General features: G+C 43.3%; 15 protein-coding genes. 6 read left to right on the forward strand and 9 right to left on the reverse strand.

Going from position 1 to position 17,378, the window contains the following annotated elements:
• Nucleotides 1-329: 329 nt before the first annotated feature.
• From CXF83_RS16390 to CXF83_RS22565, 6 genes are all read right to left on the reverse strand, one after another.
• Nucleotides 330-1,148 (reverse strand): HNH endonuclease signature motif containing protein, encoded by an 819-nt coding sequence (locus tag CXF83_RS16390; protein ID WP_101093308.1) that lies wholly within the window; start codon nt 1,146-1,148, stop codon nt 330-332.
• Nucleotides 1,149-1,961: 813 nt separating this feature from the next.
• Nucleotides 1,962-2,264, reverse strand: a complete 303-nt coding sequence (locus CXF83_RS16395) for a hypothetical protein (RefSeq protein WP_101093310.1) — start codon at nt 2,262-2,264, stop codon at nt 1,962-1,964.
• A gap of 2 nt (nt 2,265-2,266) precedes the next feature.
• Complete coding sequence (locus CXF83_RS16400; RefSeq protein WP_101093312.1) at nt 2,267-2,452, reverse strand: hypothetical protein; 186 nt, start codon at nt 2,450-2,452, stop codon at nt 2,267-2,269.
• The gene (locus CXF83_RS16405) at nt 2,449-5,046 is read right to left on the reverse strand and encodes a hypothetical protein (RefSeq protein WP_101093314.1); all 2,598 of its coding nucleotides are present in this window, start codon (nt 5,044-5,046) and stop codon (nt 2,449-2,451) included. The genes CXF83_RS16400 and CXF83_RS16405 overlap by 4 nt, the downstream gene beginning before the upstream one ends.
• The gene (locus CXF83_RS16410; protein ID WP_101093316.1) at nt 5,046-6,116 is read right to left on the reverse strand and encodes a hypothetical protein; all 1,071 of its coding nucleotides are present in this window, start codon (nt 6,114-6,116) and stop codon (nt 5,046-5,048) included. The genes CXF83_RS16405 and CXF83_RS16410 overlap by 1 nt, the downstream gene beginning before the upstream one ends.
• A gap of 230 nt (nt 6,117-6,346) precedes the next feature.
• Entirely contained in the window at nt 6,347-6,517 is a 171-nt protein-coding gene (locus CXF83_RS22565; RefSeq protein ID WP_157822942.1) for a hypothetical protein, read from the reverse strand.
• Nucleotides 6,518-6,585: 68 nt separating this feature from the next.
• Between CXF83_RS22565 and CXF83_RS16415 the strand changes: the two genes are divergently transcribed.
• Together CXF83_RS16415 and CXF83_RS16420 are read left to right on the forward strand one after the other, a co-directional pair.
• Nucleotides 6,586-7,065 (forward strand): DUF2947 domain-containing protein, encoded by a 480-nt coding sequence (locus tag CXF83_RS16415; RefSeq protein WP_101093318.1) that lies wholly within the window; start codon nt 6,586-6,588, stop codon nt 7,063-7,065.
• A 28-nt stretch (nt 7,066-7,093) separates the two neighbouring features.
• Entirely contained in the window at nt 7,094-7,651 is a 558-nt protein-coding gene (locus CXF83_RS16420) for a chalcone isomerase family protein (protein ID WP_101093320.1), read from the forward strand.
• Nucleotides 7,652-7,666: 15 nt separating this feature from the next.
• Here CXF83_RS16420 and CXF83_RS16425 read toward each other — a convergent pair whose 3' ends face one another.
• Both CXF83_RS16425 and CXF83_RS16430 read right to left on the reverse strand, forming a co-directional pair.
• Entirely contained in the window at nt 7,667-8,551 is an 885-nt protein-coding gene (locus tag CXF83_RS16425; protein WP_101093322.1) for a DUF6268 family outer membrane beta-barrel protein, read from the reverse strand.
• A 166-nt stretch (nt 8,552-8,717) separates the two neighbouring features.
• On the reverse strand, nt 8,718-9,332 hold the full coding sequence (locus CXF83_RS16430) for a TetR/AcrR family transcriptional regulator (RefSeq protein ID WP_101093381.1): 615 nt from the start codon (nt 9,330-9,332) through the stop codon (nt 8,718-8,720).
• A gap of 162 nt (nt 9,333-9,494) precedes the next feature.
• On the opposite strand from CXF83_RS16430, the gene CXF83_RS16435 reads away from it, so the two are divergent.
• From CXF83_RS16435 to CXF83_RS16450, 4 genes are all read left to right on the forward strand, one after another.
• Nucleotides 9,495-10,607: an efflux RND transporter periplasmic adaptor subunit gene (locus CXF83_RS16435; protein ID WP_101093324.1), complete on the forward strand. Its 1,113-nt coding sequence runs from the start codon at nt 9,495-9,497 to the stop codon at nt 10,605-10,607.
• Between the two features lie 5 nt (nt 10,608-10,612).
• Entirely contained in the window at nt 10,613-13,702 is a 3,090-nt protein-coding gene (locus CXF83_RS16440) for an efflux RND transporter permease subunit (protein WP_101093326.1), read from the forward strand.
• Nucleotides 13,703-13,984: 282 nt separating this feature from the next.
• Nucleotides 13,985-15,988, forward strand: coding sequence for a methyl-accepting chemotaxis protein (locus tag CXF83_RS16445; protein WP_101093328.1), 2,004 nt, complete (start codon nt 13,985-13,987; stop codon nt 15,986-15,988).
• Between the two features lie 185 nt (nt 15,989-16,173).
• Entirely contained in the window at nt 16,174-16,746 is a 573-nt protein-coding gene (locus CXF83_RS16450; protein WP_101093330.1) for a hypothetical protein, read from the forward strand.
• 512 nt (nt 16,747-17,258) lie between these two features.
• On the opposite strand, the gene cydX is transcribed toward CXF83_RS16450, so the two are convergent.
• Nucleotides 17,259-17,375, reverse strand: a complete 117-nt coding sequence (cydX, locus tag CXF83_RS16455) for a cytochrome bd-I oxidase subunit CydX (RefSeq protein ID WP_101093332.1) — start codon at nt 17,373-17,375, stop codon at nt 17,259-17,261.
• Nucleotides 17,376-17,378: the final 3 nt, after the last annotated feature.

Raw genomic sequence — 17,378 nt, forward strand, 5'->3', positions numbered from 1 at the left:
CATTGGAGTAGCTAACGCTACAGGCTCAATGTTAATCAATCCTGCCGGTCCATATACAAAAAAGCCCTCCTCACGGTGTGACTAACACAGTGATAAAAGGGCGTATTTCAAGACCAGCGTATGTTGAACTAGGTTCAGGCAATGGCATCATCGACAAAAGCTTGATGAGCATCCTCAAACATCCAAAATAGCAGGTTTAACCATAACCAAGCTTCAAAAACTCAGGCCGCTATCATGACCGGCCTATTCATTTGACTGCTTATCAACTCGGTTGTAGGTAAAACAACAAATAGACCAACTTATAGTAACTGTTGTGCTATTTATTGGGTCTAAACAATATTATTTTCATTTAACAGATTAAAAATCTTTTGGTGTTGAGATAAATAATCTTCAAACTTTTCAAGGTCTGCGGCATTCATTCTGCCAGTGGCGAGTGCATCGCCTTCATTGATACCCAATTGAGTCATCAGTGATCTGTCTAAATCATCAGCCAGTTTCAATCTAAATTCACGCCCAACATTTTTAAAGGTGATGCGATGTTTAGCGAATAACTTATCAATATGAGCACACAACAAAATGCCATTTGCGCCTTCTAAATGCTCAGCGGTATTTTCACAATTGCGCCAAGCTTTAATATGTGAAGCAACCAGTATCTCTTTTACAGGCGTCAGTGTTAATGCGCAGGTTTCACTGCCCCATACCTTGATCACTTCTTCTTTAAATTGACCTTGGCCTACGCGAGCATTTATTTCATGTCTTTTTTCTAGAGCAGATAAAGGCGAATCACACGCATCGATAAGATCTTCACCAATGTCACCGTCGTTGATCACTTGGTCATTACCGATACAAAGGGATAATAGATCTTCAAGTTTCTCACTATCTTCTCTATCCTTTTCCGATACTTTAACTGACGCATGAACATACAGAGTTTTTTTCCCTTTTGACGTCACAAGGCTGCAATCAGGGTTTCTTTTTTCATGCTCAAAATACGCACGTTGTCCTTCTTTTCCCTTCATTAACTTGATAGATGCGTGACACTCTGGACATCTACGCATTACGTTATTAACCCCATGAATTGATTCCACTGGGATTAAACGCCAAACACCACAAATAAGGGCTTCGCAAACAGAATTAGTTAGCTGTAACATATTGTTCCTTGTAATTTTTATTATTAATAAATAAACGATTAAACATCTTTTGCCAGTCTTAATCTGAAAGCAGTGCTATCTCCTTTACTAACTTAGCACTTTAGATACTTAAATATCAGTCCCTGACATTTAAGTAGAAATAGTTGCTTGCAGTGATACAGGCTATTGTTAAGAGCTCTGTCTATCGACAGGTGGGTGTGGCCCAATAGCTTACTCGCGATTTGCATCTTAATATAAAATATACCCACCCATGACGCTCTAACGGGCAATCGTTCAGCTTAGATGATCGATAGTGACACTTTTGCCCTAATGCGTACAGCTCTAAGCCGACTCAATCGGTTAATATGCCAGCATAAACTCACCTAACTCGACTTTTCTGTTATGTGGAAGGGGTAACTAGCGGAAAAGACGTACACCTTCTGTCGTTTGACCTCGAGATTTTTAGGTTCGTATTATCTGTCTGCCAGTTATTTAAAATGACAAAAAGAACTTATTCTGCTGCTTAGCGAACATCAAATTCATTAATATTAGCAGTGAACTTCGAACAGAGACAGATTGATAAGTGAGCTAAGCTGGCGATTAACCTCAATAGCGTGAATGCAGCATGTCGACACACGAGTCATTCTGGCTGATAAATAGACTTAACAGCTGGTTTGAATATCGCTTGATTAATTTTTAACCAACCAACTATCACCTGCTTGGTTGACGAACTGAAGTTCAAGCATATCAAATAGCGGTTGCACAGTCGTGAGTGCACGCTCACGTTTGCCGGCTAGCAAGAACAAGGCGTCATCGACACCTTGTCTTTAGTGCTTAAAGTACTTCTTTCTTCCGTTCAATTTCAAGTAAGGCTAACATCAACTGACGCTCTTTTGGCGACAATGACTGCACTGCTTTTTTCACATTTTTTTGGTAGCGATCCAATGTCACTTTATCGTTAGCAATGGCCGCATCTAGCGTTTGCTCATATTTGCTCAGTAATCCATTTAACTTCTCTGCGTTCTTCATGTTGGTCGTATGCGCGCTAAAGGCCATATATAACACCACTCCCAACGTCATTAGACTAAAGACATCAAACTTGAAAGAGAACCGTTTAGGCTTAGTTTCCGTGGTCATGGTTATTGTTCCGTAATCAGTGAAAGTTTAATTTTTATAATCTCAGCGTGCTTAGCCGCATCACTTATTGCTTGATGTTCTTGTAAGTTAAAAAATTGAATGACAATAAATAAAACACCGACAAAGAGCAGCAGCACTAGGTTTTCTGCCAGCCATTCAACAATCGAAATAGTAATACTTTTTATCATAGGACGGCCTTACATTTAGGCAGCTCTTCATAATCGAAGAAATTAACGTTAATCGAGTCACTGATCATCTGGGCATCAACGACCCCAAGTACAAAGCAGCGGTATTTCTTGGTACGTTTAAGCTCAAGTAAGATTAAATTATTTTGACCCTTTTTATGCAGTGTATTCAGCAGCGATAACGTGGATGGCTGATGATTAAGATAAGCGGTCATGTTAACTTCAAGCTTCTGTATTAACGACTCTTTGCCAACATCACCTTGGCCTAGTTGAAGCCAATATTGAGGATCGTCAAAATTAGAAGCAAACTCAGAAACCAGTCCAACCACATCCGGTTTATAGAAAAACTTTTGCTCTGCGAGCAAGCCAATATCAGAGTTTTGTAAAAAGTTAGGCATATTAACTGCTGCCACTTTTTTATTTTCCAATCGAACCCCAATATAAGCACCAACATTCATATCTTGCTTCAGTACCGTAATGTTGGTGTCGAACGGTTTTATCACTTCACCAAAGCCGTAATGCTTAGGCAGAAATGATAACCACGCATAAGCAAGATCGTCATAAGCTCTTAAAAAATATTGCTCATGTTCAAGCGCAATTGTCTCAACCGGTTGATTTGACTCTTGCGGTTGATAAGGCGGGCGATATTTGATGATTTGGCCCACCAGCCTTACCACACTAAGATCCCGATAAGTTTGGAATATGCCATTTTCAACATCCAGCACATAACCAAAACCAAGAGTGAAAAATCGATCGAAAGGGTCAACAGTACTGAAGGCTTCAGCAAAATTCCCCATCATAACGTGATAAGCATTTTTGTCCGTCACAGAGGCGCCCACCGGAACCCCAAAAGCAATCGCACCAGCAAGCATCGCTAGAGTGAGATAGCTTTTGCTTTTTGACCACAAATACACACCCAGTTTGATAAATAACAAAAAGATAGCCAATAAACTTGCAGCTATGCTCATTGGCGGAATAACCGCGAGCTTAACAGCGTCTTTACCCAGCATGAACATACTGCCACCAGGTGAGAAAGCCGCAGTGGCCGCCGTAGAGGTCACCATTTTGATAAAGGAGATGTTATCTTGCTTAGCGAGCCACAGCTTCTTGTATTTTCGCTCTGAAATACTGGGGGTGAATTCGGCTAAATAGTAGTTACCCAGTGTTTTTTTAGCGTACTTAGTCACCTGCGGTAAACGGGCAAATCCAACTCGGTCTAGACGCGGTTTTGCGACAGAAAAACGAGCGTTTTTGCGGTACTCATTCCACAACGCTTTGGCGCGGCCTTTATATTTGGCTTCAATGGCTTGATGTAATCCTCTTTGGTCACTCAATGTCCAATCGTTAGCCACCTTAACGCCCTGCTTGTTAAAGACATCAACCGCCACCGTTAACGCTTGCGGTGAGTCATTATATTGCTCGTACTCCATCTCTTCAGGAATACCATACAGCCGGTGTATGTACTTAATTCGCCCACGCTCGAACATCGACATAAGGTAGTACTTTGACTTAAGCATTTTGGCAACGGTGATATCATCTGCCGTCAGGTAAACACCAAAGGATTCTCCAGTGTCGTATTTCAGTGTGCTTAGATACTTAGCAAAGTCGACTTTAAGTTGTTGGCGGCAATCTGATTTACAGCTTGAGCTAAAATAGTCATCTTTGACTGAGCTATAGCCCTTTCTTATCGGATTATTAGCATCTTCAGCCACATCCTTACGGTAATTATCGGCGTCGAGCAGCGCTTGCGAATAGCTTTTCCAATGATTGGTAATACTGTCATTTGCCTGGTTCAGTAACGCCACCCGCTCTTGCTCAATCAGGCTGTAGTTATTCTCTTTCTTGAGCGCCACTAAATACGCTTTATTGGCTTTTTGATAACGAGCCAACTCTTGTTTATAGGTACGGTCAAACTGCCTAATACGCGGAATGGCCTCAGTGATAAAAGCCACTTCTTGACGATTAAGTAGAAATTGGTCGGCCATATTTTCGAGGTTAGATTCAATCAACTTATTGAATCCTGCTGAGAAGTAAGCCAGAGAGGGAATTAATGCCACCATTAAATCTTTGCGTTTAGGGTCGCTAACAATGTCATCAAACTCGGGGAAACCTTCAATCGCGACCGTTTCTGCTAAATAGGCTTCTTTATAAACAATGGCTCTGACTGCACTGAGCTTTTTATCATTTGACGTGGTATCGACAACGCCATCAACCGCGATCCTCAAGCAAGGGATAATTAAGGCCCAGACCAATACCAGTATCAACGGGCGGAAAACCCCATTGATAAGCTGAGCGGTTTTGGGGTCAAGTGTTTTACCCGCTTCTACCTTTTTTGTTTCATCGCGAATAAGTCGATTAAACAACGTCGCCGGTATAAAGGTGGCCACAGCCAGTGCTAAGCCAAATCCAGAAAGGGTTCGACCAAATAACTCTAACCTCTCCGCAGTGATTCTATGCTCGCCAAAGACCGCTTGAATAGGTTGGGCGTACATATCGATGAGTAAGATGTTTAGCGATAACTCTAAACAGACATAAACCACAAAGAGCAACAGTAATAGCACTATTTTTACATGGTTTGAAAACTTGCTTGAGTTCATTATTGTTGTTTCTTCATGATGTATTTTTGAGTGGTAACGGCTGTGTCGCCATCTTGTTGTCTATCTAAGCAGTATTGATAAAGCTCATCGCCGGGCGTTAACTGGCGACAGCGATTGGTGTCTATTTTATTGCTCAGCGGATAACTTTGCTGCTGGTTATCAATCGTTAAATATTGGCCGTCACTCAGTAGCCGTTGTTGCTCATCGAGACGGTTAAAATCGGCATTAGACGGCAATACGTTGGCAAGTAACACCGCATCCACAGTCAATGGCGGCGCTATAATTTTTTGTGTTGGTGCAAGTACCACACTTTTATTGGCCTGCATGCAGGCTGTTAATGGCTGGGTGTCAACGATGATGGCGATTGGCTCGGCGACATCAAAACTATCGACGGTCATGAGCACTCGCTTACGCGCATTTGAAGTCAGCGATGTTGCCGCAAGATAGGGATGAGATTGAGCAGGGCTGTCTGATACGCCTTTAACGCCAGACTTTTCGACTTGCACTACGTACTTTTCTGCTACCACAAATTGCAATGAATGCTGTGGAAATTGGGCTTTAGCTGATTGAAGCAACTGTTTTAGATCTGAGAGCCTTGTCTCAGGTTCAGGCCTAATGATGATCGCATCATGCCTCATAAGCTTTGGCGTTAACGCTAGCGCCAATGCAGGTAAAGTGAGCCGCCTTTGGCTCTGAGTAAAATCATTGTCAGTATCAACGACTACCCAGTCGTTATTAACTCTTATAACATCAATATAAAACCCCGAGAGTAAGTCTTGATGTTTACCGACATATTGTGGAAAAGTAGCGTCAGTGACGCGATAAAACAGCGCCGCATTACAAACACTTTGGTTAATAGGCAGTATTTCACCCGTCTCTGAGATGATGAGGTTTCGCTGCTTTAGCGCATTTTGTAATTGACTGTGCTGTGGAAGATGGCTTGCATGCGCAGCCAATGAGCGGCTGACAGGAATAGCTGAGATATAATGATCAGGTCTTTTATCTACCGCGCAGCCCCAAAGCAAAAAAATCAGCAAAAAATATAGCGAGATAGTCCTTAGTAACAACACACAAAATCCTTCTTTATTATTATCGGTGGCAAAATAATACACCTACAACATAAATGCAACGTGTTGTAATTAAATGCGTCATTTAAGTGTTAGAATTGTGCGCTTACAAGGGATAGGTTTACCCAATTCAAGTCGTTACACTTATCAACTCCCCTGCTACGTGTTGTCATAGTGCTTGGTTTTAAAATAGCTGAATGTGTGGAATACAGTCTAAGCGGCTGATAATGGTTTCATAAAATAAGAGATATTGCGTTTGTTAACGTGGTCATCTTAAAACACACTTTACGGCAGTGACGTAGCGCCACGGCAACGACCATGACAGCTCTAGGGTTATTATCAAAATGGCCTATCACGCGCGACTGCAAACCATGACCAAGTACACTCATTAAAAATATCCCCATCTATGCCCCTTGCGTATATAATGCTGACCACTGCGTTTTAAGCTAATTAAATTCAACAGAGAGGTCGCGTGTCAGATACCTATATTCCATTAGAACAATACAAACGTAAGTGGATTTTTAATCATAAAGATCTGCCAGTGACCGATGAAGATAAAGCGCTAATTAAGCCACTTTCTCAAAAGACGTCGATGGAAGTTTGGAATAAATGGATAAGCAATAAAAGTAGCTGCGCCGAGCAATTTGGTAAAGGCGATTGGGCAGCCAAACAAGACGCTTGGGCATTACCAGAGCCGTGGCAAAGTGCCTGGGACAGTGAAGAACCCGCTCTACCCGAGCCTATAGCCGAACATATTAATTGGCAGGATGCCGCCAAGATATATTTTTGCTATGAAAAGTATCAAGTGATTGAAACCCGTTGGGATGTATTTGTTAGAAACTGGAAATGCTTTCTGTTTTTTGACGATGGTCCATTGCTTATTTCACCGAAGCAAAAGCAAGCGATTATGTTTCTACAAAGTGGCGAGTATCAATTGGGTACGCGTGGCTAAGCCCTGTCCCTTTCTATTTGAGGTTTTTATGAAGTTTATCTGTTCTATTGTTATTGCTGCTGCACTGCTGCCACTCTCTTTACAGGCTAAAGAGATCTCGGGTGTTGAGCTTAATAAGACGTTAACGCTCAACGAGCAGCCGCTAGTGCTTAATGGCGCGGGTGTGCGCAGTAAATTTTTTATCGACCTCTATGTCGGTAGCTTATATGTACCGACCGTACTCGATAACACCGCTGCGGTATTAGCTGCTGACAACGTTGCTGTGAGACTAAACATTACCTCGGGTATGATTACTGCCGATAAGATGAAAGAAGCCATCAATGACGGCTTCGATGATGCAACGGATGGAAACACCGCGGGAATTCAAACGCAAATAGCACAATTTATGCAGCTCTTTAGCGCAGAGATTGTCGACGGCGATCAGTTTACTTTACTGGCAAGTAAAACCTCTGGCGTCACGGCGTTTAAAAATGGTGAAGCGCAAGCGACTATCACCAGTGAGCCATTCCGTCAGGCATTACTCAAGATCTGGTTAGGTGACGAACCGGCCCAAAACAGCTTAAAAGAAGCCATGTTGGGCCAGTAATATCCATTTTCCAGCTTAAAATTTGTAGGTAAAATCCAAGGCCAATGCGCCTTGGTTTTCAATATCTTCTTTGCTGTTTTGTGGGTTCAGTTCAAGCTCGCCATTGAAGAAGTAACCGGCATAACCATTAACGCTAAAGGAGGAGTTTATTTTCCAGCCTACGCGCGCAAAGCTCACCCACTCATCAATTTCTGCCGTTTCTTCATCATTAGCAATCAAAAATCGATTAGTTCTTTTAGAGGTACCAACACCAAAGTCCCAATCAGGGTTCAAGGTATAACTCAACTCTAAACCTGCAGGTCCACTAAATCCTGCTGAGAATGGGTTACCCAATTTAAGCTGTTCGGTGATTTGCCAATTGACCGCGATAAATGGCACCGTTCTGACTTCATCAATATCGTTGAGATAACCTACGCCAAAGCCAATCATATTGCCTGAGCTAAAGCGGTACATTGCCGATAGAAAAGCACCATAGCTTTGCGCATTACTTAATGATGCATTGTCGGACGCTGCATACTGTAATTTGGGCGCCAGCATAAACATCCAATGCTGATCGGGACGATACGACAATGATAAGCTAGCACGATAACGCTCAATCTTGTCCCATGTCTGCTGACCACTAATACTGGTTGAAGACCAGTCATAATCGAGATTGTCGTAACCTAACTTAGCCCCGATAGACCACTGCTTATTGAGCCGCATTCCGGTCTTAACATCGAACATCCACTGGTCGCGTTGTAATTCGTTACCTTGCTCGCCGACGGCCGCAGTTCCGGTCGCTATTCGCGACACACTCACACTCAATGGCGAATAGGGTTTGCTCTGTTTTGCATGAGTGAAAGAGGAAAGTGCCATAGCTGAAAGGACCATTGAGGTCATGAAAATTGGTTTTATGTGCATGCTAACTCCATTAGCAGAAAAGGAGACGACTTATCGTTATAGTTGTGACTGTATATTACGTTTGTTAAATAAAATAGGATCACTTTGTAACATCAGGGCCGGCACCGTCGGTGATTAATGTTTGTAAAAAAGAGCAGCTATTAACTGCTCAAGGCAAATATTGGGCTTACCTAGCCCGATAGGCATTTAAAAACATGCTTACACTGCCGCTGATATATTCCACTCTGTCTTCTACAAGATCTGAGACATCTAAGCCGAGTTCTAGCTTCATTCTCATTTCACCAAACGTCATTAAGCAAAATCTGACCGCGCAGTGATGTGGATTATCGAACTTATAAGTCCCTACTTTGGTGACGTTAATAAAGTAGTCACTCAATATGCGCAGTATATTTTCTGGCCCCGCACTGTAAAATAATTTAGAAATTTCTGGATGAGTGTCGGCTTGCGATACGCAGGCTTTAAACACCGTTATCGCTTCAGCACTGGTGATAACCTCAGCGAAGTGCTTGGCAAACAAGGCTAAATTGTCTTCTGGAGTCGATGGATCAGACAGCATTTCTTGGTTTACACCATGAATAAGGCATTTAGATTCTATTGAAGCGACAAACAGATCATCTTTACAGCCAAAGTGTGAGTACACCGTTTGTTTTGAAACCCCTGCCAGCTTAGCAACCTCATCCATACTGGTATGCGGGAAACCTTGTCCGCAAAAAAGTTCTTTTGCAGCCAGTAATATTTGCTCTCTTTTTTGCTCGCTACGACTCATCACAGGTGCATCCATTGGCATTTACGCTCTTTCTAGGGGGCTGAAATAGTTCAATTAACTATTTAATCACGAACTAGACTAGACAGTCTAGTTCTTTAGAAATAGACTGTGCAGTCTAGTTTAACGTTTTTCATACATTGTGTTAACCATTAACTTAACTCAAACGGATTTTATAAAATGAATATTAAAAGGGCTGTGACTCGCCGTATGCTGCTTACAAGCTTAGTTGCCGTAAGTTTTCTTTCTGCATGCCAAGATGCACCCATCGAAGCCCCCGAGTTACCCAACTATCAATCCGTCAGCAGCAGTGAGTTAATTGCAGAGTCATCGTACCCCTACTCCCAAGAGTTTTCAGGCACCATCCGCGCCGGTAACACCACTGGTGTCGGTTTTGAGTTAGCCGGTAAAATTAATGCACTCACCGTCGACAGTGGTGAGAGCGTTGTCGAAGGTCAGCTCTTAGCCCGACTCGATACTCGACTTTTACAGGCTGAAAAAAATGAACTAGTAGCGAGTTTAGCGCAAAATAAAGCCGATGTTGATCTTGCTACAGCAACATTAAATCGTAGTCTTGAGCTTAAAAAGCAAGGTTATGTTTCAGAGCAGCAGCTAGATGAGTTAAAGGGTCAACTCAACAGTTTACTGGCCGCTAAAAGTCGTTTTAATGCCTCAATTCAGGCTAATCAGCTTAAAATTGAAAAGTCAGATCTACTCGCCCCGTTCAATGGCACCATTAGTAAACGAAGCCGTAATCTGGGCGAAGTTATCGCCCTAGGTAGCCCAGTGTTTACCTTAATCCAAGACAATAATGTGCAAGCTTATATCGGCGTGCCAGTAGAGGTGTCTAGTACCTTAACCACAGGTCAAACGGTGAACTTACGCGTTAGAGACAAAGACTACCAAGCCAATATTGCGGGTATCGGCGCACAATTAGATCCCGTGACACGCACCGTCGAACTAAGAGTGACCCTGCCCTCTGATGCCGACGTTATTAATGGCGAGCTGAGTTACCTCACTTACCAACATGCGATTGATTCGGCTGGCTATTGGGTGCCAATATCTGCGCTTACCGATGGTATCCGCGGTCTGTGGAATATCTATGTGTTAACCCAAGACAGTGAACAACGTTTCCGCATTGAGCGTCGAGATGTTGAAATCATCTACACCTTAAAAGACAAAGCCTTCATCAATGGCGCGGTTAAAGCTAATGAAGCCTATGTCGACCAAGGCTTACATAAGTTGGTTGCAGGCCAAATAGTGACTCGCCAAACTAACTTGGCAACGAGGTAATAACGATGGTTAAAGCATTAGTTGAAAATGGCCGCTTAATTAGCTTAGTCATTGCCTTATTACTGGTCGCTGGTTTAGGGGCTATTTCAAGCCTTCCACGCATGGAAGACCCCGATATTACCAATCGTTTTTCATCGGTTATCACCCACTACCCAGGGGCATCCGCCGAGCGCGTTGAAGCCCTTGTGACTGAAGTACTCGAAAGTGAATTAAGACGTTTAGAAGAGCTAAAGCTGGTGCAGTCAACGTCTCGCCCTGGCATTTCGGTTATTCAGCTTGAGCTCAAAGACAACGTTTTAGAAACGGCTCCTGTTTGGTCTCGCGCCAGAGATATGATTGCCGACGCCTCTGGATTACTCCCAGCTTCGGCGCAAAATACCATCTTAGATGACAAAGTGGGTTACGCCAACACCGCCATTTTAGGCATTGCTTGGCGCGGTGGCGGCGAAGTGCGTACCGACATGCTCAACCGCTATGCAAAAGAGCTGCAGAGTCGACTACGACTGCTAAATGGCACTAATTTTGTCAAACTTTATGGCCAACCAACTGAAGAAATCTTAGTGCAACTTGATGGCCATAAAGTCAATCAACTGCAGTTAACATCAAAGACAATAGCCCAGATCCTGCAAAATGCTGACGCAAAAGTCTCTGCGGGTGAAATTAATAATGATGATTTTAGAGCGCTGGTTGAAGTCTCTGGTGAACTGGATTCGATTGCACGTATACGCCAAGTCCCGTTAAAAGTGACCAGCGATGGACAGATCATTCGCTTAGGCGATCTGGCCAAGATCACTCGACAACCTAAGATGCCCGCCACCAGTATTGCATTGGTTGAGCAGCAGCAAGGAGTCATGGTTGCAGCTCGCATGCTTAACAATACCCGCGTTGATCTTTGGCTTGAAAAAGTACGTGTTGTGGTTGATGAGATGCAAGCCGGGATCCCTGCCAATATCGAAATCGAATGGCTGTTTGACCAAGAGCATTACACCACAGACAGATTAAGCGGATTAGTCGGTAGCCTGTTGCTCGGCTTTGTCATTATTCTTGCCGTGCTAATGCTCACACTCGGAATAAGAAACGCCGTGATTGTGTCCTTATCACTGCCATTAACCGCCTTATTTACACTAGCGTGTATGAAATACATCGGCTTGCCTATTCACCAAATGTCCGTCACGGGGTTAGTAGTCGCGTTAGGTATCATGGTCGATAACGCCATTGTGATTGTGGACGCGATTTCTCAACGCAGACAGCAAGGTAAAGGCAAGATCCAAGCGGTGACAGAGACCTTGCAACATTTGTGGCTACCCTTGGCTGGTTCAACAATTACCACCATGTTGGCGTTTGCGCCTATTGTGTTGATGCCGGGTGCTGCAGGAGAATTTGTTGGCGGCATTGCTATCTCAGTGATGTTTGCCCTGCTCGGTTCATTTATTATCTCGCACACCATTATAGCCGGACTTGCGGGTCGATTTGGTGTCGATGGTAAAGGCACCCATTGGTATCATCATGGTATAAAGCTACCTATGATGAGCAATGCCTTTAAACGCAGCTTGTCTTTTGCCTTGTCTCGTCCTTTATTGTCAGCCGTGGTCATTGGCGTATTACCCGTGATGGGCTTTATTGCCGCCGGCAAAATGACCGAACAGTTTTTTCCACCATCAGACAGAGATATGTTTCAAATAGAGGTCTATCTAGCACCTCACGTGAGCGTTGATAATACCCGTATCCAAGTTGAAAAAATGGATAAGGAACTGCGAAAAACTCAAGGAATAACCCGTATTGATTGGGTTGTCGGTGGTAATGCTCCCTCTTTTTACTACAACCTATTACAAAGGCAGCAAGGCGCGAATAACTATGCACAGGCGATGGTTAAGGTCAGTGACTTTGATACCGCTAACCGACTTATTCCTGAGTTACAAAAATCACTCGACTTAGCCTTTCCACAAGCTCAAGTGATTGTCAGAAAGTTAGAACAAGGCCCGCCTTTTAATGCGCCCGTCGAGCTAAGAATATTTGGCCCTAACTTAGATCAACTCAAACTGCTGGGCGAACAGGTAAGAAAGGTACTTAGTGATACCCCTGACGTTATCCATACTCGTGCCACCTTAAGTGCTGGTGCGCCCAAGATATGGCTGCAGGTCAATGAAGATGCTAGCTTAATGAGTGGCTTGTCGTTAACAGATATCGCCAAACAGGTTGAAATGGCAACCACTGGCATTAACGGCGGCAGTATCTTAGAACAAACAGAGTCACTGCCTATTAGAGTGCGCTTGTACGACAGCACTCGTGAAGAGCAAACAAAACTGTCGGGATTAATGCTGGTATCAAGCAATGCTAATGGTATTCCGTTATCGGCAATATCGACCAGTAAAATAGAGGTGAGCCGCGGGGCTATCCCACGTCGCGATGGTCAGCGCGTCAATACCATTGAGGCTTACATCACCAGTGGAGTATTACCGCAAGAGGTGCTCAACCGCGTCAAAACAAAGCTCGATGCTATTCCTCTCCCCAGCGGTTACAAAATTGAGGTTGGTGGTGAAAGCGCAAAGCGCAATGAAGCTGTCGGCAATCTAATGTCCAACTTGGTGTTAGTGGTAACCTTGCTATTTGCCACAGTGGTCCTGTCATTTAACTCATTTAGGTTAACCGGCATTATATTATTCAGTGCTATGCAATCAGCAGGACTTGGATTACTCGCGGTTTATACCTTCGGTTATCCGTTTGGATTTACCGTTATTATTGGATTACTCGGCTTAATGGGACTGGCGATTAACGCCGCTATCGTCATTTTAGCAGAGCTAGAAGAGGTGCCTGCGACCCGCGATGGCAACATTCAAGTCATCGTTGACCTTGTCAGCAGCTGCGGACGCCACATAGGTTCAACCACTATTACCACTATCGGTGGATTCTTACCTTTGATTATTGCTGGCGGCGGGTTCTGGCCCCCCTTTGCCATTGCTATTGCAGGAGGCACACTGCTAACGACCCTGCTCTCTTTAGTGTGGGTCCCTACCATGTATCACTTAATTATGCGGCCTAAAAAGTCAACTCAACCCGACTCGCCGCTGCCGCTAATGGCCAATGCAAAGAGTTAAGGCTTTTGTCGCTATGGTGCCAAACAGCGGTCCTTAACGTGTAATCATAGAGTTAAAAACGCTATCATTTGTCCTGTTCGTCGGGGCAAATGATACGCCTTTCACCTAATTTTAAACTTTAGCAAACACTTATCCTATTGTCGGCCAACAGATTAACCACATTAAGGTCTCATTTTTTTAGCATTTTAGTTAAAACGGCTTAAGTTATAGACCTACATCAAATAACTTATCCTTAATTTCTATTAGATTAACCGCAACATCCTACAGATAACTAAAACCGTCATGAATTATAAAAAATGGCCAGTGGCCAAACAAATTGGATTGGTCACTTTTATTCTTACGCTTATTATTTTCGGTGCGTTAGGCAGTACCTCCTATATTTCCGCCTCTAATGTATTAACCGAAAAAGCAGAAACTGCAATGCAGGCTCAAATGAACGGCACCGCCGATCTTATTGAGCTTCAATACGACAGTTTGTTATCACTCGCCCAACGTAATGCAGATGTCTTTAGAGCCATGTACCCTGGCAACTTCCATAAGCCTGATAGAACTGTGCGAGTATTAAGCATAGACACACCTGCGCTGGTACATGAACGCGAGCAAATCAACTCCTCTAAAAGTAAAGTCGATCGCTACTCCAAGCTAACGGGCGGCAACGCAACCGTATTTGTGAGAGACGGTGATGATTTTATGCGCATAGCAACATCGCTAAAAAAAGCCAATGGAAAACGTGCTTTAGGGACTTATCTTGGAAAAAATCATCCCGGTTACAGTATCTTACTGCAAGGCCAAACCTATGAGGGCTATGCACGCCTATTCGGTAAAGACTATATGACGGTTTACCGTCCGATTAAAAATAAAGCCGGGGCTGTCATTGGTATTCTCTATATCGGTTTTAATATCAGCGACTCGTTAGCACAGCTGCGTAGCGCAACCAACAATCTTCGCCTTGAAGAAACCGGCAGCTTTCTCATTATTCGTAAATCAGATCAAACGATTGTAGCCCAACCAGGCCATGAAATTGGTGCAGAAGCAAACAAGAGTGTGCTTAATGGTATCACTGTAGAGCAAGCCTTGACGGATCAAGGTTCATGGGAGTTCATCAACAATGATGGGGCAAAATCCTATGCATATACACTCAACATACCGGGTTGGAACTGGGCTCTTGTCGGCCAAGTGCCGATGAAAGAGCTCAATGAAGAGAGTGGTAAGTTGCTCACCGTCAATTTGATTGTTTCCACTGCTGGGCTAATTATCATCACCTTACTACTGTCGTTGATTTTGCTTAGAGCACTTAAACCACTGCAACAACTTGAAGTACAACTCGACAATTTAGGTAAAGGCGACCTGTCACAAAGCTTTGCAATCACCGACAGTAATTCAAACAATGAAGTCGACAAAATCACTCAAAGCGCCTCAAGGATGGCAACCAACCTTAGAGAACTGATCATTTCGCTACAGCAATCAGTGACCTCTCTGCAAGAACATGCTATGCAAACTCAAGAAACGGCAAGGCTTAATGGTGAAGAGTCTCAAGGCTTAATGGCGCAAACAGACCAAATTGCCACCGCAATTGAAGAGATGTCAGCCTCGGTGCGTGACGTGGCCAACCATGCTAGCGAAGGCGCGCTCATGAGCCAGCAAGTTGATTGTGCAGCGCAAGATGGTACCGCGCACCTAAATCAGCTGCTCATCGGTTTACAAAACCTCAGCGAACAACTGGCGACCAGTCATGAAAGTGTTGAACTTGTCAGTAAAGAAAGCCTCGCGATTAGCCAAGTCACTGAAGTAATTAATAGTATTGCAGAGCAAACTAATCTACTCGCGCTTAATGCCGCCATTGAAGCCGCTAGAGCGGGTGATCAAGGCCGCGGGTTTGCAGTTGTTGCAGATGAGGTGCGTACCTTAGCCCAGCGCACGCAAACGTCGACATCAGAGATCTCGCATACAATTACCCAACTTCAAACTCAAGTCAAAGCGACTGCGACTCAAATGACTCAGAGTAATGAACTGGGCGATCGCTCTGCTATTCAAGGCAAAGAAGCAACTGACCTACTCATTAAAATTACTGAAAGTATTGGTGAGCTAGCGGTTGCGTCGAGCAGTATAGCCAGCGCCACTGAGCAACAAAGCGCTGTCGCGGAGGAGATAACCCGTAACCTCCACCAAATTACCGAACTAGCTAGAGATGGAGAACAACGTTCGGGTGATACCGTAGATTCCGCAGAAAACCTCACTCTTATCGCCAATGATATTAAGCAGAAAATCAGTATTTTTAAGGCTTAATATTTATAACTAAAAGCGCTAATGTAAAAATTGGTAAGGTAAATGAAGCAACAGACAACTGTTGCTTCATTTATTTGTTTAAAGGTTAATAAGACTTTAAGCAGGTATAATGAGCTGCAAACGCCCATCCATTATTACGCCATATTGTTCAACACTATTTGCGCGCAGTTCATCAAGAGAAAAGTATGTTTCGTCACTTATTGATAGTATCTTTTATCGTGATTATGGCAGGTTGTGCGAGTCCACAGACGAACCCAGTTGAAGGCAAAAAATTATTGATTATTGCCGGTGAAGGGCTCAATACCACTTATATTGGAAGCCCCGCCGCTAATGATTTTATGTTTGATGTAAGCAAAACATTTGCCACCAGTCTGGGCACCCAACTTGAAGCATTTGGTTTTGAGTCTTACTTATTTTTAAGCATCAATAGTAAGACCTATAAACAAGAGTATCAACGAGCGGTTAACCATCTAATGACAGATGGAACCATTGACGGAATAGCAGAAATAAAAGTACTCCATGTAAAAGATGAAATGACTAACGAGATATCACTCTCTGTAAGTTACTTCACCACTGAACCTTGGATTAAAAATTGCGACTTACGGACGTCTAAAAACTGTCATAGCGTTACATTATTAGACAAAATCGGCAATCAAAAGTATTTGATCGTCGATCAGCAGACTGAAAAATTTAATAAAACACCGGTAGCTGAAATGGTCACTGACACTGCATTATTTATCTATCGTGCCGAACTGTAATCGCTATCTAGTTAGGCTACAGTCCCTGGATAATACCTTTTAGACCCTCTACTGTGCAGCTGTAGAAGTGCACTTACATAATCCTCACCACCATATCAGCCATTATCATTATGCTTAAACCATCCCCTATTACTGCCATAGCAATAATCCCCAGACTTATAACATCCAAACCGATAACACCTACATAGTAACCAGGCCATAATATCAACCTCTAACTCGGTGGCTAAATTAACGATGCGACTCCACTCAGTCGGAAGTTTACACCTCCAGTTACTCGTCTTATTGGTATCAAATCGCGCTTTTTCAATCTATCCAAAGGCTGTTTTTGAAATTAAGATAAAGCGTTAAACATAGTGAATAATGCAGTAATCAAAATGAAAGCATAAAAAAATGGCCTCATCGAAAGATGAGGCCATTTTCATTGTATCGTTTTAACTGTCAACTGACCTATTTTTAACGGGTCAGTTTCACGCTAATGCGAGACTTTTCAGGACCATTCAACTTATCAGAAATTAATCTTCAGTCTCAATATCTCGATCCATATTTTCAGTGTTTTCAAGCCAAAGAGCGTTGATAATACCGAAGGAGCAGGCTAGCAACACACCTAAAATCCAAGCAAAATACCACATAGT

It is taken from the genome of Shewanella sp. Choline-02u-19 (genome assembly GCF_002836205.1).
In the GTDB taxonomy this organism is placed as follows: domain Bacteria; phylum Pseudomonadota; class Gammaproteobacteria; order Enterobacterales; family Shewanellaceae; genus Shewanella.